Annotated in this window: 13 protein-coding genes; 2 read left to right on the top strand and 11 right to left on the bottom strand. The window is 44.4% G+C overall.

The window, feature by feature from the left end; translation table 11 throughout:
- Positions 1–36: 36 nt before the first annotated feature.
- Together RDN93_RS15085 and RDN93_RS15080 are read left to right on the top strand one after the other, a co-directional pair.
- Complete coding sequence (locus RDN93_RS15085) at positions 37–954, top strand: DUF2156 domain-containing protein (RefSeq protein ID WP_308746282.1); 918 nt, start codon at positions 37–39, stop codon at positions 952–954.
- A gap of 17 nt (positions 955–971) precedes the next feature.
- Positions 972–1,988 (top strand): GNAT family N-acetyltransferase, encoded by a 1,017-nt coding sequence (locus tag RDN93_RS15080; RefSeq protein WP_308746281.1) that lies wholly within the window; start codon positions 972–974, stop codon positions 1,986–1,988.
- An 8-nt stretch (positions 1,989–1,996) separates the two neighbouring features.
- On the opposite strand, the gene RDN93_RS15075 is transcribed toward RDN93_RS15080, so the two are convergent.
- From RDN93_RS15075 to RDN93_RS15025, 11 genes are all read right to left on the bottom strand, one after another.
- Positions 1,997–3,130 carry a glycoside hydrolase family 88 protein gene (locus tag RDN93_RS15075; protein WP_308746280.1) on the bottom strand — a complete coding sequence of 378 codons (1,134 nt, stop codon included), beginning with the start codon at positions 3,128–3,130 and terminating at the stop codon, positions 1,997–1,999.
- A gap of 4 nt (positions 3,131–3,134) precedes the next feature.
- Positions 3,135–4,430, bottom strand: a complete 1,296-nt coding sequence (locus tag RDN93_RS15070) for a BNR repeat-containing protein (RefSeq protein ID WP_308746279.1) — start codon at positions 4,428–4,430, stop codon at positions 3,135–3,137.
- A gap of 30 nt (positions 4,431–4,460) precedes the next feature.
- Positions 4,461–5,717, bottom strand: coding sequence for a DUF2264 domain-containing protein (locus tag RDN93_RS15065; protein WP_308746278.1), 1,257 nt, complete (start codon positions 5,715–5,717; stop codon positions 4,461–4,463).
- Positions 5,718–5,840: 123 nt separating this feature from the next.
- Positions 5,841–6,995 (bottom strand): glycoside hydrolase family 43 protein, encoded by a 1,155-nt coding sequence (locus RDN93_RS15060; RefSeq protein ID WP_374047422.1) that lies wholly within the window; start codon positions 6,993–6,995, stop codon positions 5,841–5,843.
- Positions 6,996–7,089: 94 nt separating this feature from the next.
- Positions 7,090–8,553, bottom strand: a complete 1,464-nt coding sequence (locus RDN93_RS15055; RefSeq protein ID WP_308746276.1) for a BT_3987 domain-containing protein — start codon at positions 8,551–8,553, stop codon at positions 7,090–7,092.
- A 19-nt stretch (positions 8,554–8,572) separates the two neighbouring features.
- A complete protein-coding gene (locus RDN93_RS15050; RefSeq protein WP_308746275.1) occupies positions 8,573–9,469 on the bottom strand; it encodes a discoidin domain-containing protein in 897 nt (298 codons plus the stop codon).
- Between the two features lie 37 nt (positions 9,470–9,506).
- Positions 9,507–11,174: a RagB/SusD family nutrient uptake outer membrane protein gene (locus RDN93_RS15045; RefSeq protein WP_308746274.1), complete on the bottom strand. Its 1,668-nt coding sequence runs from the start codon at positions 11,172–11,174 to the stop codon at positions 9,507–9,509.
- Positions 11,175–11,214: 40 nt separating this feature from the next.
- On the bottom strand, positions 11,215–14,238 hold the full coding sequence (locus RDN93_RS15040) for a SusC/RagA family TonB-linked outer membrane protein (protein WP_308746273.1): 3,024 nt from the start codon (positions 14,236–14,238) through the stop codon (positions 11,215–11,217).
- Between the two features lie 39 nt (positions 14,239–14,277).
- Positions 14,278–16,185 (bottom strand): RagB/SusD family nutrient uptake outer membrane protein, encoded by a 1,908-nt coding sequence (locus RDN93_RS15035; protein ID WP_308746272.1) that lies wholly within the window; start codon positions 16,183–16,185, stop codon positions 14,278–14,280.
- Between the two features lie 32 nt (positions 16,186–16,217).
- A complete protein-coding gene (locus RDN93_RS15030; protein ID WP_308746271.1) occupies positions 16,218–19,367 on the bottom strand; it encodes a TonB-dependent receptor in 3,150 nt (1,049 codons plus the stop codon).
- 210 nt (positions 19,368–19,577) lie between these two features.
- Positions 19,578–23,729, bottom strand: a complete 4,152-nt coding sequence (locus RDN93_RS15025) for a two-component regulator propeller domain-containing protein (RefSeq protein ID WP_374047421.1) — start codon at positions 23,727–23,729, stop codon at positions 19,578–19,580.
- Positions 23,730–23,983 lie beyond the last annotated feature (254 nt).

Here is a 23,983-nt window from a genome sequence, read left to right as displayed (position 1 = left end):
CCGTTATATAAAGAGTTAAACGCAAAACGCAACCTTATGATTCCATTTAAAGATATCACATTAGCAGATAAAGACACGATTACCTCATTTACAATGAAAAGTGAGCGACGTAACTGTGATCTGTCATTCTCCAATCTCTGTAGCTGGAGATTCCTGTATGATACCAAGTTTGCTGTTATCGACAACTTTTTAGTATTCAAATTCTGGGCAGGAGAGCAACTGGCATATATGATGCCTGTAGGCACCGGTGACCTGAAAGCTGTATTGAGAGAATTGATAGAGGATGCCGGGCAAGAAAACCAGCCATTCTGTATGCTGGGAGTATGCAGTAATATGCGTGCCGAGCTTGAAGCCATTCTTCCCGGACAGTTCACTTTCACAGAAGACCGTGATTATGCAGATTACATTTATCTGAGAAGTGACCTTTCCACGCTAAAAGGCAAAAAGTTCCAGGCGAAAAGAAATCATATCAACCGGTTTCGTAATACATACCCGGATTATGAATATACACCGATTACTCCCGACCGCATCCAGGAATGCCTGGATTTGGAAGCAGAATGGTGCAAAGTGAATAATTGTGACCAACAAGAAGGAACGGGTAATGAACGCCGTGCCTTGATTTATGCCCTTCACAACTTTGAAGCCCTCGGTCTGACCGGCGGCATTCTTCATGTGAATGGAAAAATCGTAGCTTTCACTTTCGGTATGCCTATCAACCACGAGACATTCGGTGTACATGTAGAAAAGGCAGATACTGCCATCGACGGTGCTTATGCCATGATTAATTATGAATTTGCGAACCGGATTCCCGAACAGTATATTTATATCAACCGGGAAGAAGACCTGGGTATCGAAGGCTTACGAAAGGCCAAACTATCCTATCAACCGGTGACAATTCTTGAAAAGTATATGGCTTGCCTCAAGACTCATCCGATGGATATGGTTAAATGGTAAATTCCCGGCGAACGAATATGATAATAAAGGAACAAGTAAAAGCACTATGGAAAATCTGCTTCGAAGATAGCGAAGAGTTTATTGAAATGTACTTCAGACTACGCTATAAGAACGAAGTGAACGTTGCCATCCAAAGTGGTGACGAGGTAATTTCTGCGCTTCAGATGCTTCCTTATCCAATGACTTTCTGTGGGAAAACGGTGCAGACTTCCTATATTTCAGGAGCCTGTACACATCCTGATTTTCGTAGCAAGGGAGCTATGCGCGAGCTTTTATCACAATCTTTTGCCCGGATGTTGGGGAATGGGGTACATTTCAGCACACTGATACCGGCAGAGCCCTGGCTGTTTGATTATTACAAACGTATGGGATATGCCACAGTTTTTCAGTATTCGAACAAGGAGATTACTCTACCAGAGTTTATCCCTTCCAAAGATATTACTGTCGATATCGTTTCCGAACCTCAAGATGAAGTCTATTCCTATTTAAACAGGAAGCTGTCCGAACGTTCTTGTTGCATTCAGCATACCGCAGAGGATTTTCAGGTTATTATGGCAGACCTCCCTATCAGTGGTGGAAATTTATTCGTTGCCCGGCAAGCTAATGAAATAAGGGGGATAGCCATTATATATAAAGGGGACAAACGTATTATTACCAATGAACTCCTAGCAGAAAACAAGGATACAGAGTACAGTTTATTATATGCCATTAAACAATATACCGGATACAACCGTATAACCCAATTGCTGCCACCTGATGAAGAATTACCTCAACATTCACTAGGAATGGCCCGTATTATCAATGCTAAAGAAGTATTGCAAATTTACGCATCAGCCTTCCCAGAAGATGAAATGCAATTGGAAGTATCAGACAAGCAGTTATCGGTGAATAATGGTTGTTACTATCTGTCTGACGGGAAATGCAGATATAGCGCCGAGCGGCTGTCCGGCGCACATATGCAAATGAACATAAGTGAATTAACAGAGAGGATACTCAAAAAGTTAAATCCATCTATGAGCTTAATGCTGAATTAGGGCACAGATTATTTATTCAGATAACGTACCCGTTCGCAAGCTGCCAATAAGAAAGCTCCAACTCCAAAATTTGAAGTAGAGTTTGCATCCACTACCTGACCGGGTATCGCTTTCTCACCAATCGGCTGCACATAGCCAATCTTTCCATCAGGCTGTAAAGCAACGGTTGACAGGTATTTCCATGCTTTTTCAACTATGGGCTGGTATTGTTCGGAGTTAAGCAAACCATTGTTTATGCCCCACTGCAAACCATAGGCAAAGAAAGCTGTTCCACTGGTTTCCGGCCCCGGCGCATGTTCCGGGTCAAGCATACTGCGTGTCCAGTAGCCTTCCGGTTGCTGACAGGCAGCAACAGACTGAGCCAAGGTACAGAAACGGTCTGCATATTCCTTACGGTACTTATCTGTTTCAGGAAGTTCCTTCAGTACTTTTGCCAACCCTGCCAATACCCAGCCGTCTCCACGTGCCCAAAAATCTTTTTTACCGTTCACGCTTTTGTGCTTGGGATATACATATTTACCGTCCCGATAGTAAAGTCCGGCTTCTTCATCATACATGATACTGTCGGCATAAGTAAGATATTCGTGCAGTTTCTCCAGGTAAAGCGGATTCTTCGTGATGTTGTACATCTTTGTCATTACAGGCATTACCATATACAAGCCGTCTGCCCACCACCAATAATCATGGTTAGGAGTACTCATCTGATATTCCATCACTTCACGGGCACGGGCTATCTTCCGTGTATCCGGTTCTAAATTGTATAAATCGGCATACGTCTGGAAACAAATCTGATAATCCCCGAAAAGTACATAGTCGTCACTTTCCCCATAACTATACTTCCAACTGGTCTTGTCGTCCGATTTGGCTCCTTTCCATTGGTTGTGTTCCGACCAACCTTTCGAATATTCCAAATATTCAGGTTTCCCGGTCAGGAAATAGGCTTCCATATTCCCGGTATGATAGGCGGCGTTGTCCCAAAAAGAACGTCCGTGTTCAGGGTGATTTGTCTGCCAATACCCATTCACCTTATGAATTATCTCTATCACTTCTTCCGAAGAATCGGTTTTCTTGTCTGCACAGCTTGCGCAAACCATACCGCCCAGGAGAAAAGCCCCAAAAAGAGTTACGTATAAATTCTTCATATCTTTATTTATTTGTATTCATATCCATTTCCAGCACATACACCATTTGAGGTTCAATCTCTGCGATACGTTCGCCGTCCCCCTGGCGGGTGTGCTGCACAAATAGATGCAGTTTTCGTTGTTTCTTCCAAAGTTCAGTGTCGTGTGACGGTTCCCAGGCATCTACCGAAAAGTCGGTTAAATCCGTTATCGTCCATTTACCGGTACCGGCATCGGCAGCATGAGCCATGGAAACACAGCTTCCCCGTTCCTCGTCGCGGAAGATATAAAATACTTCTCCCCCCTCTACAACGATACGCGGGCGAGCAATAGGAATCATCTTCGTGCCACCGCCTTTCAAGCTAAAAGGTGTTTTACGGTCGGTTACCTGACGGTGATACCATACTTTTCCATCATTCCATACAATGCGATATTGCGGTACGTCACTGTCGGGAGCTCTCCAATACGTAGCTATATAAGGATTTCCACCCGCATCGGCACTCATACTTGTCTGATTTATCAATTCGCAGTTCTGCGGCAGACGGCAAGCGTATTCCGCGTTCGAAAGTTTAATCGGAAGTTCATATTGTTCTCCACTGGATTTGTACCAGGTCACTCCATTATCAAACGAACGGGCATAACAAATATCGTGGTTTGTCTCTACATGCCAGGTTTCACGCCACACCCATGAAAGATGGATAGTTCCCTGTTCGTCAACGTATAGTTGCCAATAGGCGTTTCGTTCATTTTCTCCGTCAATCAATACATCCTGTACACGAGTCCACTTCTGTTCTTTCAATGAATAACGGTTCATTACCAGATTACCACGACCGGAAGAACCGGAACGGTAGGCAAACAATAAATCTCCGCCCGATAAAGGATAAAATTCGGGATAAGTAACATTTCCTTCATCTACTCCGGTCATTGGCATTTTATCTCCCAACTCCAAAGAACCGGGAGCAATGCCCCGGCAGTAATTCAATTTATGACCGTGATGGTCAAAAGATACGTGCACATACCCCTCTCCGTCCACCATCATACTGATGATATTATGGCCGTCCTTCACATTTCCCTGATATTGGGTACGATGCAGCGTCCATTGTCTGGAGTCCAGTTTACGTTTTCCCAGTGTCAGATAACCGTCAGCATCATAATAGCTGATGTACTGCTCATCTCCATGAGTAACCAGGGAATTATTACGGAACACCGCAGTGTTGACTGAAGTACAGCTATACCCCTTCCCCACTTCCACCAAATGTTGGGAGTAACATAACACAGGAACCAGCATAATCCCGCAAAGTAGTAGCAATATCCGTTTCATGTTCATATATCAATCTTGGTTAGTTCATTATTAATGAAAAGCATGGTCTTTCGGGAAGTCATTCCCTTCCCAGGCTTTTTTACTTGTCCAGTCTTCAGCAGGAGATGTCCAGAAGGGATGGTCAGCCGGAAGTCCGAGCGGCAGGAAAGCAAGTGATGCCATATATAAGCTACCATTATTTGTATACCAGTCGGATATATTCGGCTGCTTGCCATTGAAACCTAAAGTAAGGAATCCTTTTTCATTGAAATTGCGGTCATCGCCAAACATTCGCTTAATAACTGCTGTCATGGCTGCACGCACTTGTCCGTTCGGCAATTCCTTGGGTAACCATTCTCTCCATGCCAGCAATGCTAAAGGCTGCAAAGTCCCTGTACGATAGGTAATAGAACGACCGAAAACAGGGAGCGTCCCTTCGGGAGAGATGAACCGTTCCAAAATCATTCCGAAACGTTGCATCCGTTTTACCGCACGGTTGTAATCACAGTCCGGCATATTCCAGACTTTATTCTTTCCGGCGTTGGTCATTATTCCCAGCGGTTCTATATACATGGGATGCAATACAAAACTATTGTAATAGTCGAAAGCAAAGTCCTTTCCATCCGAATACCAGCCGTCACCGACGTACCATTCTTCCACTTTGCGCAGCGCCGAAGCTATGCGGTAAGTATCACTTGGCGCACCCGCTTTCCGCAGAAAGGCTTCTACGGTAGCAGAGAACAATAACCAATTCGTATAAGGCGGGTCTACCCGGCGAAGCTGTGTAAACTCGGTGATATAACGCTGTTTTGTCACGCTGTCCAACGGAACCCATAAAGCATCATATCCTCTTATGAAACTTTCCGCGATATAAGCGGCATCTACCAGGGTTTGGCCTTCCTTTCTCCACAACAAATAATCGGAACTTTCCGGGTCGACTGCCTGCGCATAACTCTTGAGCGCCCATTCACGCAGTTGTTTGCGTTGACTACCTTCAACCGTGTCATCATCCGGCAATGAAATCCAGGGAGCCAGTCCTGCCATCAAACGTCCGAAACATTCCATATAAGTAACCTTTTTATTTCTTCCGTCCCATGTCGGGCTTAACTCTACCAACATATTTTCCTGTAGCTTGCCTTCACTCATATTACTAAGCACCGGTGCAGCCATCCGGTACATCACTCCCGCCCATAACTCACGGTCGGTCGGTTCTTTCACTTGTTTCTTCTTTTTTGCCGACAGGTCTTGTAACGGAATCATCAAGATTGCCATAAGCAATAGTAGTACGCAATGTCTATTCAAGTTCATGATATTATTATAGGTTTTTCGTTTACAAAGATACTTTATACTCACAAGAATAACGTCTAAATTTGTGTCAAAAAGGGATACCAAAAGACCAAATCTCATACAGTTACAGTTATATATACGAAATTAATAAGGTTTCCACCTATCAATCCATTCTATAAAAGGTATTCCTTTTTCATTAAATTGAATAGGCAGCCAGATATAACGTGAATCCGACAAACTCTCCGGACGCCAGCCATCTGCCATAAAAACAAACCGGTCTTTCTTCCCTTGCAAAGGGAGAATATATGTGCCTTGTCCCCCGAACGTCTTATCCGCTTTCTCTCCGACGCATGGATTCGGAAGTTGTTTCCATTCTCCAAGAATCGAAGTAGCAGTTAACAGCCGGGCTTTATTAGGCTCCCATCCCGTACAACCGGAAGTTATCATCCAGTATGTTCCGTCTTTCTTGAAAATAGCAGGGGCTTCATTATGTCCACCGGGGAAGATACGTATATACCTGCCCGTATGACCGAGATAATCATCAGACAATTCAGCAATCTGCAATGTCAGGTTATCTTCCGAAGAATAAATATGATAGCCTTTCCCATCATCATCTACAAACAAGGTCATATCCCGGGACATCTGCCCGCCTTCCATATCTCTTTTCACAAACAATCCTTTTTCAATGGCACTATACCATTCCGGGGTCCACCATTCCTTATATTCAGAAAAGTCCCATTCGATTTCCTGCTCCTCAGTGCCCATATTCAACGGATAGATACCCGGATTGACACGACCGGAACGGATAAACCGGTAAGGCCCGGCAGGAGAATCACTAATTGCCACCGCAGCCCGCGCAGGTTCATATCCCATCCCTTTCAGTTCCAGATGGAACCACATCACAAACTTTCCGGTTTTCTCATTATATATCACTTTCGGGCGTTCCATGATACATCCTTTTTCAATATCATGTCCCTCTTCACCGGAGACCCCCAAAGCAATTCCTTCATATTTCCAGTCGCATAAGTCGGTTGAAGAATAACAGTTTATTCCCTTCTCTGTGACAAAACCGGATGCAGGGCGGTTTTCGCCGAACCAGTAATATTTCTCTTCATGGAATAGCAGACCGCCACCATGTGCATTAATAGTATCTCCATTCATATCTCTCCACACTTCGCCGGAAATGATACCTTTATCTCCATCCGTAACCAAGCCACAACCCTGAACGGAAATGCCGAACAATACACCTAGAGCAAGAAGTATGTACACGAGTCTTTTTTTATAGTCTTGTTTCAACATAATCATATGCTTTTCATCATTGCAAAATAACAGGTATCCCGTATTATTCAAAGATTCCGAAAAGGGTTTGATAATACGGGATAAGCTGAAATGACTATTTCTGATAAACCCTTACATAGTCAACGCAATATTCTAACGGGAATTTCGCTTGAACAGGTCGCCCATTGATACCACCAATCGCAAGATTCAGCATCATCAGTTGACCGAACCCATCAAAATTATTTGAATAGGGGTTGATATATCCACCGTCTCCCGCACCATGGTCACCTTTATTAACGGTTGTGCTTAAGTCCGTCTCATTCAATAAAAAATCATCCAAATAAATACGGATATACTTCTCATCCCAATCCATTCGCCAAATATGATATTTATCTGCCCATTCAGAGTCGGCAGAAGTAAATTGGGTAATCGGATAATTCTTCGAGTTCCACGTACCGCTCCAACGGGCAGAACCTCCCCAACACAGGTTAGCATGAATCTTTTCCTTATAAAATTCCAAGATATCAATTTCTCCACCCAACGGCCATTCATACCAGTTTCCTGTAGACCAGATAGCCGGCCAGGCTCCTTGCTCAACAGGTATTTTAGCACGCACTTCTATCCTTCCATATTTAAAGGCATAATCACCTTTCGCTACGATACAGGAAGACGTGTATTCCGCATATTCACGAGTCTGCTTCCATGCATTTCCGCCTGTTGCTCCTGCATTATAATTAGGATTCTTCACACGCTCCTCTTTGGCTGTAAACACTAAGGCACCTTTATTCATCCTGGCATTGTCCGACTGATACCACTGGTCTTCTTCATTACGCTGGAAACCTTCTTCAAAACGCCACATATCAGGATTAGGAATGCCTGTACCATTAAATTCATCATGCCACAACAGCTTATATCCTCCCGCCAGTGTATGGTCGTCAGGCACACCTTCCATATCCGGCTCATATTCGGGGCCGGATGGTACGACCTCCGGCACATACGTTACAGTGAAGAAAAACATCATCGTATTCGTTTTCTCATTAATAGCATAAGAGGATGAATCCTTGATTTTCAACGGTAACACAAAGTTAGCGCTCTCTTTACGTTCGTTTACCAACGTAGTCAAATCCGCCTGATAAACAATCAATTCCACCTTATCTGATTCAGCCTTTCCGGCAGACAGTTCCATCTTATCCGATGAGAGAATGTAATAGTCCGCAGGCAGGAGTTCCGCATTTGCATATACGCTGTAGATACCTCCTTCGTCTGCCCGGGCTGTCGCTTTGGTTAACGTGTCCGCATCGACTGTCAGACCTACTACAACATCTTTTTCCGCTTTCCTGTTCTGATACAAGGCAAGGCTCAAATCATAGGAGAAATCGACAACAACAGAATCCGAATCAAAGGCATTCTTTATATTGCACTGGCTTCCGTCCCATATCTCCCGAGCTTGTTTCAGTCCCAGCAAGTTCAAGTCCAAATTCCCATTGTAACTGAAATCCTTGTCATCGTCACAGCCATACAGACCGTTGACGCTAGCCGCCACCATACAGGCGACCATCCATATCTTATTCCTTTTCATTTTTACGCTTTATTTTAAATTAATCCAAAGAAACTGTTTCGGGGTCGTAGATATCGACCTTCGCATCATAAAAAACAATCTCCCCGATGTGGAAATAGTTTTTGCTTTGTGAACTCGTCGTTACGTTGAAACGGAAATGCTTGAACTTCTTGCCCGGCATCATAAATTCCGTAGCATACCGAGTCTTGCGTACAGCCGGCAATCCGCTTAAAGCAGAAACCGTTTCCCAATTCGTTCCATCATTACTAATCTGTAGTTCGGCAGATGTCGGATAACCATCCGAATTACTGGTATCACGTGTGTAATACTCAAACGCAAAGTTCTCATGCTCTTCATTAAAGTCTATTTGTATATAATGAGGCAACGGTGCTTGCGGAGAATGCCAGTTGGTATGAAAAAAAGAACTTGACCCTGTGTCACCATCTATCAAATACTTAAAGATACCTTCGGAAGCATCGGGATAATTACAGGAAAGTTGTTCCACCGTTAAGTTTACTTTCGTGCGGGATACTTCCGTATACACAGCGGGAGCAGCTCCCGAAGCAGCTTTTATCTCCGTCACGGCACTCCCCTGATTGGCGGCATTAAATGTCTGGAAGAAGAACGAATAATCTCCGAAACGTGCCCGGGTATTGTCTATCAATAATTCAGATGTTCCGTTGGAAGCAACCAGATAGATTTCCTTCTTTTGCAAAGGGTCATAATACTTTATCTTCAGATACTCATAAGCTCCTTCGACAGGCTCCCAAGACAGATTAATCTGTCCGGGCAGCGCTTGCGAGCTAACAGTAGACGGGGCAATGGCAACAGGTGCAGCCGTACTTCCCACGACCTCAAAGGTTTCAAGTTTATCATCACACCCCGCCATGCAAACAAGTAAGCCGGCCGCAATTATATATTTAAAATTCAATTTCATAGTTTCTCTTTTTAATGAATTAAACACGTATGTTCTTTTACCAACCTGCATTTTGAGTCAGATTTCCATTCTTCCGTATCTCCGAATCGGGTATCGGATAGAAATACATCTTATCCTCCCAAACCAGCGGCTTCGTCGTTTTGGTGTAAGTCAATGTCTGGTTGGCATTCAAGGTAATTCCCATTCGTGAAATACTGGTGATACCTCCTTCTTTCCAACGGCGAATGTCCCAGAAACGATGACCTTCAAATGCAAGTTCCACCATGCGTTCTTTTTTATAGCGAGTCCAAAAGTCAGCATTACTCATTCCTGACGGAAATTCCGGCATATTCACTCCCGTACGTTTACGTATTTTGTTAACTGCTTCGCGTGCCGACATATCAAACTCACCGGATGTAGCATCCGCAGAACCCAGATACTTGAATACCGCTTCCGCATAATTCAGGTAAAATTCTCCCAGACGGAAAGTTATCCAACTATGGCGTTTGCCGCCGGTGCCATCGCTATCACTGATGTCGATAGAGCTATCCAGGTATTTTTTCAGATAGTAACCGGTCGGAGTCGCATACGAAACAGGCAGTCCGTTTCTTCCCCCGTAGTAAATTTCCAATGGATAAGGATTGGCATCAGGCCACTTATCTCCGTTCACCGCAATCGTCATTCCCATACGCGGGTCTCTTCCCTCATACGGATTACTTGGGTCAGGGGTGCTGCCGTCTTGCATTTCATAAGCATCTACCAACGTTTGTGTGGGACAATTACCGGAATTGGCGTTTTCCATACCAATCGGGAAATTATACCATTCGGGGCTGTTCATATCTCCAAGACGGCGTGCAAATATCACTTCCGCAGCCTTATAATTGTCTGTTCCCCACAAAGCGGTGTACGCTCCCAGGGTGATTTCATTCTCGTTGCAATAATCAATCACAGCTTTGGTAGCCGTTGCAGCTTCCTTCCAAAGTGTCTTATCTTCACTTTCGTTGAATAGCTTGCTGGCACGATAAAGCAATGTACGGGCTTTCAGCGCCAAAGCGACTCCACGCGTCACACGTCCTGTTTCGGGATTATCGGCACCACCGGCAGCATCGTTATCCAGACCGGAATATTTCACCGGAAGTTTGACAGCTACCAAGTCACATTCTTTCACGATAAAGTCGAAAATCTCCGAAGCAGGCGTACGGGTGATAGAATTGGCTTCCGCTTCGGTAAGCACCTCCGTAGTGAAAGGAACATCTCCATAGGCACGCACCAACAAGAAGTAGTAGTAAGCACGCAACAGGCGGACTTCATACGGATAGCGGTTGTACCGGTTCATCTGCGACTGATAATCTATCTGAAAACGCAAGTCGTAAAAGTCCAGGCCGGTTCCTTCTTTCAGGAAATAGTTAATCTCACGGATAGCAGTATAGTATCCCCATTGCGATTTGGGATTCAAGGCACTCCAGTTGCCGTTTGTGTAGTCCAGCACCGAAGAGTAGGTAAGCGCCATCTCGGCCTCATCACAAGCGGACGCCAAAGACGTAAGACCCGGCAAATCAGCATCCAGATAGGAATAGATATTATTCACGAATCCGGCGGTGCGGCCAAAGTCAGAAAAGACATATTCCTTATCATAAGTAGTATATTCGTGGTAGTCCATCTTATCGGCACAGGCCGACAAAGCTGCCACACAAACTATACCGAGACATATATTCTTTAATTTCATATCGTTGTAAGTTTTTAAAGTTCAAGATTTAAAGTTTCTTTTAAAGCCCTATCGACAAACCGACATGTACGGAGCGGGTAGCAGGATAAATGTTGTTCCCCATAGCTTCCGGGTCAGTCAGGTCAATGCTGTCGATACTGAACAAGTCAGTTCCTCTAACGTACACCTTTGCATTTTTCATCTTAATCTTGCTCAACCAGGAAGAAGGGAGTTTGTAGTACACCTCACAATTGCGCAACTTCAGGAAAGAGCGGTCGGTCAACCATATCGAACTAGTCTTCAAGTTATTATCCACCGTTTCAGTGCTTAGGCGCGGGAAACGGGCATTCGGGTTTTCCGGTGTCCAGCGGTTATCATAGGCATATTGGGAGATATTCGTATTGTCAACCAACGGAAGATACAGATTGGATGACAGAACAGCAGTATAATTACCTACTCCCTGGAAATAAGCATTGAAGCCCAGCCCTTTCCATTCCAGTCCGACATTGAATCCGTAATAGATTTCCGGACAAGTAGAGTTATATCCCATCGGTATATAATCATTCTCATTAATCACATTGTCGCCGTTGATGTCTTTGTACTTAATGTCACCTGCCCTTACCGGTCCGAACTGTTGTGGAATACTGTTTGCCACATCGGCATCATCCATAAAATAGCCCGTTGCCTGCAAGCCGAAAATCTGTCCGACAGGTTTGCCCGTAGAACGCAGATAGTCATATGCCTGCGGTGATTCCATCATTTCAATAATCTTACTGCGGCTATAAGAGAAGGTACCTCCTGCACGAAGTTGGAAATTACCGATTTTCTTTGTATAATCCAAACCAATCTCCGTACCCCAGCTATCCACGATACCTGCATTCACGTAAGAACTCGATGCACCCAGTACGGCTGAATTTTGTCCGGCAGAGCTTACCCAGATATCCGAACGTCTTTCATAAAAGCCGTCGACAGTCAGAGTCAATCCTTTCAGAAGAGACATGTCTAAACCCAGATTATACTTATATGCTTTTTCGGTAGTCCCGTTCAGAGAAGGAAGTCTTCCTTCCGTCCAACCGCCATCGCCTGTAAAATCGGCTCCTACAGGATAACTGCTTCCGCCTACCATTGTCGTATGCCAATAGCCGTCGGCAGGAATATTATCCGTCCGGATGATACCGAATGAAGCGCGTAGTTTCATAAAGTCAATGACACTCTGGTTCTTCATGAAACCCTCATTAGAGAGTACCCATGCCAGGCCGACTGTAGGCGCCAGTCCCCAACGGCTGTCCGGGTCCAGTTTATTGGATGCAGAAGTCATCAAGGTGAAATCCGCGAAATAACGGTTGTTGTATCCGTAATGCGTATACCAACCTGCATTTTGAGTGTACAAAGAATTGTTCGTTCCATTGCTGTTATCATATTTGTAGGTGTACAATAACATACTATAAATATCATGCTTGCCGAAAGTACGCGACCAGTCCACATTCATCTGAAAATTGAATGAACGGTATTGCCTGTCAAGTTTGGCATTATCTCCTGCCACACTGCTCACCGAACCTCCCGTGAAGTCTGTCAGCGTTGCCGGCTCTCCATTAGTCCAACCCGCCACAGATTTCATTCCATATTTATAGTTCACCGTATAGTTCTCCCAATAAGAAGCGATATTATCATATCCCATGCGCACGGAAGCACTTAAACCTTTAGTTACGGATGACAAGTCCTGACTCAACTTCATGTCTGCATACAGAGCACGTGTATGTCCTTTGGAATATCCACGTCCCTGCGTCAGGGCAACCGGGTTATTATAACCGTCCCAAGTAGAGTTACCACCCCATAATCCGTCTTCCGTCTGGATAGGAAAAGCTGCCGACGGCACGGAGACAATCTTATACATCAAATTGTCACTTCCCAAACCCGGACGGCTGAACTCATTCAGTACTCCCATAATATTGGCCTGCATACGTGTTTTCGGACTCAAGTCAATATCCAGATTGGTACGGAAATTAGCTCTTGAATATTTGTTCTGAGTAGAATAACCGTCATTCGTACCGGTATTATCAATAAAGCCCCGGTTATTCTGCAAGTTCAACAAAGTGAAATAGCGCATCTTCGTAGAACCGCCACGGAAACTTAACGTAGCAATATCCGATGCTCCCTGGTCCCGGAACACTTCGTCAGCCCAATTCACGTTCGGGTATAAGTAGGGATATTTGCCGCTTTTATAAGCATCCAACTCATTCTGCGAATAGCGGGCGGATTTACCGGCATTCGTATAAGCCTCGTTCACCGCACTGGCGTATGTATAAGCATCTGCCATTTCCGGAACACGCGTCTGAAAGTCGAAAGAATGGTCGTAGGAGAAATTGATTTCTCTCGTTTTATATTTACCGCGCTTGGTGACGATGTTGACAACACCGTTGATACCTCTGTAACCATAAAGAGCCACCGCCGCAGCGTCACGGAGAACACTTACCGACTCCACTTCTTCGGGAGTAATATAATTCAAGACTTGCCAGTTATTATCACGTTCCAGTCCGTCTACTACCAAAAGAATGCCGTTATTACCATTCAGGGTTTGCAAGCCACGGATAGTCATGGAAGGAATCTGGTCCCACACTGTGCCCGTCTTTTGCATGGTAGTCAGTCCCGTCACATTACCATATAACGAATTTCCCACACCGAATGAAGAACGGTTGTCTATCTGGTCGGCATATACAGTAGATACGGCTCCCGTAGATTCTGCATTTGTCTGGTTCAATCCGAAACCGACATTCACTTTCTCGCCGGAAAAGTCGATAACAATAGTCATTGCTTTTCCGTTCGTCACCGGTACTACTTTCGTGTCGTCCCGTCCTGTCCGTATTCTTAAAAGATGATTTTTATCCGCAGTGATTGCAAACAGCCCGTTTCTGTCAGTCGTGACCTCCTGTATCAACGGATTGTTTTCAATGGAAACCAATGCACCCGCCACCGGATTGCCCAACTTGTCAACCACCTTTCCGGTTACACTGTTTTCTTCCTGCGCCATACCTTTCAGGCTGACGCAAGCTAACATTGCCAAAGCTATTATTTTATATTTTTTCATATTGTTCTTTCTAAAATTAACCGTTGTTTCTGTCCAACATTACCAACCCGGATTTTGTGTCAATCCATATCCCTTGTTCACTTCGGAAGGCGGGAAAGCCTGCAAATACCACTTCGGGCTAAAGTTGCTCCACCACGAACGGGCGATACTCCGAATCGTGAAAGGCTCATACTTGAAATCCGAAGGTTTATTCGGGAAGGACGCACTGTTGCCACTCGTACCCGACCACGGAGTATTACCACCGCCGTCATTACGGTAAATCATCAGTCCGTGCAACGGAGCCCTGAACAAATCGGCACGTTTATAGCGAATCATGTCAAACAGGCGGACATCTTCCAATCCCAGTTCACAAGCGCGTTCCCGGAGAATTTCTTCCAACAGGGCATCGGCATCGCCAGTCAGGTTCTTACCCGGATTACATTCTGCCAAACCTCCCAGACCTACACGGGAACGTACCGTATTCACCTGTTTGATAGCTCCTGCCAAATCATTCTTTGCTTTCAGGCAGGCTTCCGCATAAATCAGATATACCTCGGCAAGGCGCAGATAAGGCCAATGCGGATAAATGCCGGAAAGGGAACCTTCCTTATAGAATTTATAAAGACGGAATCCGGTAGCTGTCGTGCCCGTTTCAGTGCTCGTGCTATTCTCATTCTCACGTCCGCCTGTCCATAGTTCGGCAGCGTGGTCACCGTAGCTTGCTCCATTCACCAACATAGTTTCATACAAGCGTGGGTCACGAACCGGTTTGTTATAATCATTATCTGTGAAGAACGGGTCGCCGCCATCTGCCAGGAGAGCATCCGTAAACGGAGTTCCATCACTCATCGGGAACATTTTCATATATTCCAGTGTCGGAGTATATCCACCGTTGCCAACGAAGTCTGTCCATTGGAACCACCAACTTCCATGCTGTCCGGAGACACGGGTTGAAATCAAGACTTCCGTATTATTCTGGCGAATAAAATAGGCTTTATTGAAGGCGTCGCGATAAGCAGCGCTGGTAGTGCCGCTGGCTTCCATCAATGAATAACCGCCACTGGTTTCCAACTCGGTAAAAAATGCATTGCAAGCATTCCAACAGCGTGTCCACCAATCTGACTTGTAACCGCCATACCACACCTGATGATTTGTCACCGCTTCTTGAGGAGATTCCGTGCAATACGGTTCATTATCATTGAACAACGGACTGGCCGCAAACAGCAACACTTTGCATTTCAAGGCCATAGCAGCAGCTTTGGTGAAACGCCCCTGCCAGTTGACGTCATCTGCTCCCAAGCTCCAGGGAAGAGACGGCGTATCGGCAGCTTCGTCCAGCATACGAATCATAAATTCTGCCGTAGCTTCCGCAGTAGCGCGGGGTAGCTCATATTCTGCCTGAACATCGTATGCTTTTTCCAACAACGGAAGACCACCGAAATGGCGGAAAAGGTCAAAGTAACGGGAAGCTATGACAACCTTCGCTTCCGCCGTGAGACGTGCCTTCTCTTCATCATCCATATCAGGCACAAGGTTCACATTCTCAATAAATGTCAATGACTGGCGGATAGCCTCCCAACATCTGTCTTTTGTATAGCTGAAACGAGTCTCATTCGAATCATCTTCATCACTGGCCTTGTAAGCACCCGAGTAATATAAACGATTCACACCGTCCCAACTGTTATGGCTATGCCAACAATCGGACATCGTTTCAAACATACCGGTATTCATTCCTTTATTCCAGGAATCCCAGTAATAAGGCAAACCGAAATAGAGTTTGTTGTAAGCATCCCAAAGGAATGCACGGGCATACTCGGCTTTTCCAAAAATAGAGTCCTTATTCAATTCACCCGAAGACGGTGCTTTTTCAAGAAAACTATCGCCGAATTTTATTTCATCGACACAGGATGCAGAAAAGATTGCGATTCCTGCAAAGGCCGTTATAAACCATTTAGTCAAATGTTTCATATTCTTTTTGTTTTTAAGCTAAAATGAAGATATTAGAATCCTAACTTCAAACCGATATTAAAGACACGGGTGAGCGGATAGTTAGGACGGTCACTCTGACGGTTTTCCGGGTCGCCCCAGTCATATCCCGTAAAAGTCAACAGGTTGTAGCCATTCACATACAAGCGACAATCGCTTAACTTGAGTTTCCTCATGAAAGGGAAATCGAAGTTATAGCCAATCTCTACATTTTTCAGACGCAAGTAACTCGCGTTAATCAGATACAAATCAGAACCGGCATAGTTATTCTTCGCATGGCTTTCCGTTATACGCGGGAACTTTGCGGTGAAAGTATCTTCGGAAGAACGCCATGTGTTTTCGTATTGATAAAGCAGCAAACCTTTCTGCTGCGTATCACCCAGCGGTTGTCTGAACTCACTCAACATACGGTCTACATTCCAGGCACCCGTCCACTGCATGGAGAAATCGAAATTCTTCCATGAGAATCCTACATTCAGACCTGCCGTATATTCCGGCACATCGGTGAAACCGATATTGCGTGTATAGTCATTACCATTTATTTTTCCATCACCATTCAAGTCTACATACACTGCATCACCCGGTGATAAAGTAATTCCATGGTCGGCAATGGCGCGTCCGAATTCTTCCTGATGACGCATATCAGCCGTTTCATCATAAAATCCCCAGAATTTATACATCGAACGCGAACCGATACGGCGTCCTGTCTTATACATCCACGGTTCATCCTGAGCTACTTCATTCATATATACAATCTTGTTGGTTGCATAAGAGAGGTTAAAGTTAGCCCAATAACGGAACTCTTTACTTAGATTATCATTCCACTTCAATTGCAGTTCAATACCTTCATTCTTCGCCTTACCTACATTGACTACCGGAAGTGTCATACCCAATATAGAAGGAAGATAATCCGGTTCAACTAGAATATCCTTACGGTTTTCTACAAAATAATCGGCGGAAATACTCAAGCGTTCATTCAAGATTGTCAGGTCAATACCATAGTTCTGCTTGACAGAAGTCTCCCACGTAGCGTCCGGATTTGAGTTAGTAGCCTCATACGCACCGGGCTTGATGGCATTTACGTTCTGTCCGAAATAATATCCGTGAGTATTCTGATTGCTTCCCGAACCGTAACCATAAGAACCGGGCAGATACAAGAAGCGTTTATCTCCCATCTTGTCGTTACCTACCATACCTACTGACGCACGGACTTTGAGATAATTCAACGCTTTCTTCAAAGGGGCGAAGAAAGGTTCTTCACTGACTACCCATCCTATCGAACCTGCCGGGAAGAAACCATAACGCTTGCCGGGAGCAAAGTTCTCGGAACCATTGTAACCGGCGTTGAACTCCGCCATATAGCGTGTTTTCCAGTCGTAAGTGACACGTCCTACAAGACCTACATAGCCTGAAGGAATATAAGAATACGTTCCGCCCGGATAATATTTCTTCGATTGATTGTAAAGCATAAGTCCGCTTACATTGTGGTCGCCAAATTTGCGGTTGTAGCTTAAAGCCAACTCCATATACCAGTTACGCGCCTTGCCGAAATCGCCATCACTATAACTCAACTGACTGTCGCTTCCTTCTTTACGGAAGGTAACGGCGCCCTTGTCATCAGTAACCGGCACATAGTAGGCTATGGAAGAACTGGCTTTCTTTGTAGTCGCATATTCTGAATTGTATGACCCTTTCAGTTTAACAGAAAGTCCCTTTGTTATAAAATCCAGTTTCTGGTCGAGAATTAAGTCAAGATTCAACACATTGGTTGTCAATGTACGGAAACCTTTACCATAATAAGAGTTCAACCCATCGGCGCCTGTGAACGGAAGATATGTCGAGTTGGACACCACCCGGTTGCCATCTACGATACCGGCACCCGCAAAAGGAACTGCCCAATAAAGTTTACGAAACAACTGGTTTTGGTCTTCTCCCGATTCGGGAGTACGCTTCACTTCGATACGACCACCGATATTCACTGAAAGCAGTGTGGTCTTAGTGACATCAAAATCTAAGTTGGCACGATAATTATAACGCTTATAATCGAAGTCGAAATCCTCACCGGCATTGAACTGCTTGAACATACCGCCTTGGGTAAACATACCTGCGGATACAAAATAGCGCATATTGTCCGTACCACCGGAGATGTTGACATTGTGTTGCGACTGGAAAGCAGCCTTATTCATACAATAGTCAATCCAGTTAATGTCCGGATAGAGCAAAGGATTGGTCTGGTCACGAAAAGTCGTGAGTTGGTCATCTGTGAAAACAGGATTACCGCCATCGCCGACTTTCATCATATTATAATAAGAAGCATACTGGTAGGAATTGGCAAATTCCAGTTCCTTTGTACGCAAGTTCACACCGACGGAAGTAGAGAAAGAAACTTTTGCCTTTCCCTGCGCACCACGCTTGGTGGTGATAAGAATTACACCATTCGCACCACGCACACCAAATACCGCCGTAGCTGAAGCGTCTTTAAGAATAGTCACGCTTTCAATTTCATTGGGGTCGATTTGCGACATATCACGTTCTACGCCATCCACCTGAATCAACGGAGAGGCATCTTGCCATGTAGCAATACCACGCACATAGATATCGGCAGCATCGGCCCCCGGCTCACCGGAATACTGCACGGAAGAAATACCCGTCACCTGCCCGGACAGGATATTGGAAATAGAACCGGCAGGAGTTTTCAACAAATCATCTCCTTTCATAGAGGAGATAGCACCTGTAATGGATACTTTCTTCTGCACACCGTAAGCTACGACTTCGACTTCTCCCAATGACAACGCGTCTTCTTCTAATACTATATGGAGACTAATACCTTTTCTGACCGTTACTATCTGGTCTTTGTAACCTATAAAACTAACTTTAATTTTCGCGCCCGGCGCCGCATCCACAGAGAAGTTTCCATCCATATCGGTAATCGAGCCACTGGAAGTACCCACTACCGTCACATTCGCTCCAATGACAGGCTCCCCATGAGCATCTTTCACCGTACCTTTCACTTTGGAATTTTGTTGCATTACCTCTGGCATCGGACTTTCGTCACCATAGCCTTTCAGAGGAATCAAAAGAAATAAGAACAATGAGAGCACTACCGGAATCAACCGATATTTATTTCCCACTTGTCTTTCATGGAAGGTCTTTTGTTTTTCCATTTAGTATAAACATTAAGATTAAACATTAAATAAACTACGTGGTTCTTCTATCCCGAACAACCACTGCAAACATAGGCAATCGCCCTCCAACCGGACTCCAATCATACTTATTCGAGGTTGAATTTTAGATATTCCACTAAATTGAATGATAATTCGACATAAAAAGCCCTCTCACGACGGCAATATACCGGACAAATAAAAGAGAAGGAATCAATCCTTCTCTTCATTCTGAATAAAACGTTCGATATATTCGGAAGGTAACATTCCGAATTCTTTCTTGAAGCAGGAACTGAAATATTTGGGGTCATTAAATCCTACCGCATACGCTAATTCGGATACACGCACTGCCGTTCCTTTTTCTTCCATAATCCGGCAAGCCGCTTTCAGGCGAACGTTACGGATAAAGGCAGATGTGTTGAGTCCCGTCAAAGACTTCAGTTTCTTATATAAAGTAGATTTACTGGTTCTCATTTCTTCGGCAAACTGCGGCTGGTCGAAGTCGCAATCATCCAAATGATTATTCACACAGTCGATAGCCCGTTGCATAAAATCTTCATCAAGGCTGGTGTAGTTCAAGTCTTTCACCTCAAAAACGAGTTGATTTTTGAAGTCATGCGCCATTCTTTCCTTATACTTCAACAGATTGCGGATGCGGGCATGCAGCACTGCCAGATTAAACGGTTTGCTGAGAAAAGCATCTGCTCCCACTTCATAGGCTTCCGCACGGTCTTCTTCCTTATTCTTGGCGGTCAGTAAGATGACCGGAATATGGCTGATTTCCAATTTCCCTTTCACATATTTGCAGAACTCTATACCGTCCATCTCAGGCATCATCACATCCGAGACAATCAGGTCGATGTCCTCATTCTCTAAAACGACAATGGCCTCTTTCCCATTCTCGGCAGTGAAAACATTGTAATCACGCTTCAGAAGTTTCACCATCAACTGCAACAATTCTTCATTATCTTCTACCAGCAGAATTGTGTTTTCTTCATTGCCGGCAGACGGAACATGAACAACTTCTTCCGGTTCTTCATAATCAATCACTTTCTGTACGGGAAGAATCGCTTCATCATCTATCTGCTCTTCTTCAAAATAAGAACGGTCGATAGGCAGCATGACAATAAATTCCGTACCTCTGTCCATTTCACTTTCCACGGTGATTGTCCCGCCGTGCAACTCCACCAGGTCTTTGACCAATGAAAGCCCGATGCCCGTACCGATAGTATTCGACCGTCGGTAATCACCTTCGTAGAAGCGTTGGAAGAGGGTTTTCTGCTTTTCCTTCGCGATTCCTTTTCCATTATCTTTGATGCGGAGAAGAATAAAATCCTGATTGTCCGCATAAGAAAGGTTTACCTGTATATATCCGTTCTCACGGTTATACTTGGCTGCATTGGAAAGGAGATTATAGATAATCTTATCCAGTTTGTCCGGGTCGAAATAGCCAATGACGGAATCCGGGTCACAGATAACGGAGAAGTGTATTTTCCTCTTTTTGATTAATGGTTGGAAACTCTCGGCTTCGTTCCTGACAAAAGCCGCAATGTCACCCGGCGATACACGGAGTTTGAGATTGCCTGTCTCTGCCTTGCGGAATTCCAGTATCTGCTGCAAAAGTCGAATCAGCCGGTGAATATTACTGCTCATTACAGAATAGAGGTCGTCATGGTCGGGAGCCTGAACTTTCAACTCGTCTACTGTGGCGGAAATGATAGTCAGCGGCGTCAGTAATTCATGAGTAATGTTGGTGAAGAACTGCAACTTGGCATGATTCAGCTCTTCCGCTTTTGCCTTTTCCATTTTACGCAAGCGAAGTTCGTTTCGCAATAATATACGATTCTTGGCTGCACGATACAGATAGAAGCCTATAATAAGTACGATGGTTATATAAATAAGGTAAGCCCACCAAGTCGCCCACAAGGGAGGAAGTACCACGACGGTCAACTCGCGGATATAGCCGCTCCACATTCCGTTCTCGTTGGCAGCCTTCAACTGGAATTTATAAGTTCCGCTTTTCAGGTTGTTGTAGTAAGCAAAACGCCGTTCGGCATTGGTATATTGCCACTCCTTATCGAAGCCATCCAGTCGATACGCATACTGATTCAGTTCAGGATTTTTATAAGTGAGCGCGGCAAATTCTATACTGAAATTATTGTATTCATGCGGCAGTTCTATCCGCTCGGTGAAAGAGGGCATATAGGGAGAAATCCGCTGTCTGACTTCCTTAGGAAGTGTATTGAAAGAGCGATTGTATATTTTAATATCCGTAATCAGGAAGGGAACTTCGCATTGACGGTCTTCCATATGGTCGGGGAAGAAACTATTATATCCTTTGTATCCACCGAAGAAAAGCTCTCCGTCCCAGTTGCAGGAAGATTGCGCGATAAAAAAATTATCCTGCAATCCGTCGGCTGCCGTATATACCCGGACAGAAGGTTCTTTTCCTGCTGTCTGTACACTCAACTTCACGAGTCCCGCATTCGTACCCAGCCAAAGATTTCCTTTCTTATCTTCTTCAATGCTTCCCACCATATCGCCCGGAATGTTATATTCACGGTTCTTTTCTTCAAAAAGCTGTTTTTCACGGTTGTAGAGGTATAGTCCTCCCCCTTCCGTTCCGGCCCATAATCTGCCAAGCTGGTCGGTGAAAAGACACAGTACGGTGTTGGTCAGTAATTTACCATTACGAAAGCTATAATTGGCGTACTTCAATGTGGAAGGCTGGTTGAGGTCACCTGTAATATGGATAATTCCGAAGTTTGACGTGGCTATCCATATATTATGGTCTTTATCTTCTATAATATCTTTCACAAAAATCCAGTTCGTAGAATAACCGTCGCCGAAGTCCATCCATCCGAATTTATACCCTTTACCGTCTGCCATTCTTATCCCAAGACTTCCGCGGGTACCTACCCAACAATTGCCGGCTTCGTCTTCGTAAAGCGCGGATACACATGAAGTGCCTATGAAGTCACAATCATCAGGAAGCAGATTCTTTACTTTCTCGTCTTTGCGGTAAATGAAAAGTCCGCCGTCATAAGTTCCGAACCATATTTCTCCGTTTCTCCGTTGGATGATGGAATTTATTGTCGGGACGGATGCTATATCGGCAAATTCGGGCATATGCGAATAGAGCGTCAACTCTCCTGTGGTATAGTCCTGGCGAGCGAGTCCATAAGTTCCTATTCCCAGCCAAATATTACGTTCCGAGTCTACAAACAAGGCTTTCACCGATGTGGTGGGAATGTCTTCATCCTGAAGATTAAGACTATGGCGGATAAATAGAGGTTCATAAGTATCGGTCATCAGGATACCGCCCCCAATGGAACCGAGCCACATATTGCCAAAGCTATCCCGGAAGATAGAATTGATTTCATCACAAGGGATATGATAAAGAGAATTCTTCGAATTGTAATTGATAAAGACTCCCGGTTTTTCCTGTTCCATCACACTAAGGCCGCTACGCGTACCAATCCACAATGTGTTTGCATAGGCATCTTCCGAAATATCATAAACGATGTTGTCCGACAGGGAGTTCGCGTCGCCTGTCTTGTGCGTATAGTTGACATAAGAAACGTTCTCCATGTCTTTAGGATTCAAGACTTTGAAAAGCCCCTGCGCCCAACTGCCTACCCAAATATTTTTATAACAATCTTCATAGATTACATGGGCCGAATTACGGTCGCTTATTGCAGGATAAGCATAAAACTTTTCTTCACCCGGAGAATAGCGGTAAAGCCCCGCTTCCCAGGTTCCAATCCATAAGTCTCCATCCGAATCTTCGTAGAGTGACTTGATGGCTGTGTAGTTCAGCACTCCACCGGTTGCTTCTGCCTCGTACACTGCAAAAGAATCACGTTCGGCTATATATCGGCAGAGTCCGGAATCAGTTCCTATCCAAACACTATTATCCCGGGTCACCAATAAACAGGAAACTATATTGTTAGGAATGACGGGGGACTGGAATTTACGTATCTCACCGGTTTTCTTGTTCAGTACGTTCAATCCTTCCTGAGTACCAATCCAAAGATTAAACTCGTTATCATCGCCCAGACAATAAATATTATTATTGGTAAGCAAGCCGGGAGAATACAGGTTGGATTTATAAAGCGTAGTCCGATAACCGTCATACTTAAAAAAGCCATAACGGGTGGCAAACCACATAAATCCGTCCTTGTCCTGATAGACTTTCTGTACTTCATCCGTGAGAAGGCTATTGAATATGGTGAGCTGCTTAAAATTAAAATGGGAAGTTACAGTATGAGGTATGGCAGCATCAGACACCTCAACCATTAACAGTAAAACAAAAAATAAAAATGCTCTCTTAAAGCAAGCATAAATCCTTGTCGTATTTTTCATGTTTTTCAAAGATTAGTAACAGTCACAAATGTAGAATATTTTATTTATCCGAATGTAGAATTATCGGTCGTTTTTGTCTGTATAGAATGCAAATAATGTTCTTTAAAGAGCATCTGTCCCTCTTTGAATAGATTATTTAGTTCTCTCATATTCGATTAATTATTTCGTATTACTAAAATGGCAACCAGAAAAGATTTTTGGTTCTTCGTCAAATTTGGTGGTACTTCTTCTATTGTGAATAAAGAATCTTGGCT

Source organism: uncultured Bacteroides sp. (assembly GCF_902491285.1).
Classification (GTDB): domain Bacteria; phylum Bacteroidota; class Bacteroidia; order Bacteroidales; family Bacteroidaceae; genus Bacteroides.
Note: the sequence above shows the minus strand (reverse complement) of the source record. Positions and strands in the feature narration are given on the sequence as shown.

Coding starts and splice junctions, on each gene's coding strand:
- RDN93_RS15085 (WP_308746282.1), top strand. CDS start 37: ATGATTCCATTTAAAGATATCACATTAGCAGATAAAGACACGATTACC.
- RDN93_RS15080 (WP_308746281.1), top strand. CDS start 972: ATGATAATAAAGGAACAAGTAAAAGCACTATGGAAAATCTGCTTCGAA.
- RDN93_RS15075 (WP_308746280.1), bottom strand. CDS start 3,130: ATGAAGAATTTATACGTAACTCTTTTTGGGGCTTTTCTCCTGGGCGGT.
- RDN93_RS15070 (WP_308746279.1), bottom strand. CDS start 4,430: ATGAAACGGATATTGCTACTACTTTGCGGGATTATGCTGGTTCCTGTG.
- RDN93_RS15065 (WP_308746278.1), bottom strand. CDS start 5,717: ATGAACTTGAATAGACATTGCGTACTACTATTGCTTATGGCAATCTTG.
- RDN93_RS15060 (WP_374047422.1), bottom strand. CDS start 6,995: ATGTTGAAACAAGACTATAAAAAAAGACTCGTGTACATACTTCTTGCT.
- RDN93_RS15055 (WP_308746276.1), bottom strand. CDS start 8,553: ATGAAAAGGAATAAGATATGGATGGTCGCCTGTATGGTGGCGGCTAGC.
- RDN93_RS15050 (WP_308746275.1), bottom strand. CDS start 9,469: ATGAAATTGAATTTTAAATATATAATTGCGGCCGGCTTACTTGTTTGC.
- RDN93_RS15045 (WP_308746274.1), bottom strand. CDS start 11,174: ATGAAATTAAAGAATATATGTCTCGGTATAGTTTGTGTGGCAGCTTTG.
- RDN93_RS15040 (WP_308746273.1), bottom strand. CDS start 14,238: ATGAAAAAATATAAAATAATAGCTTTGGCAATGTTAGCTTGCGTCAGC.
- RDN93_RS15035 (WP_308746272.1), bottom strand. CDS start 16,185: ATGAAACATTTGACTAAATGGTTTATAACGGCCTTTGCAGGAATCGCA.
- RDN93_RS15030 (WP_308746271.1), bottom strand. CDS start 19,367: ATGGAAAAACAAAAGACCTTCCATGAAAGACAAGTGGGAAATAAATAT.
- RDN93_RS15025 (WP_374047421.1), bottom strand. CDS start 23,729: ATGAAAAATACGACAAGGATTTATGCTTGCTTTAAGAGAGCATTTTTA.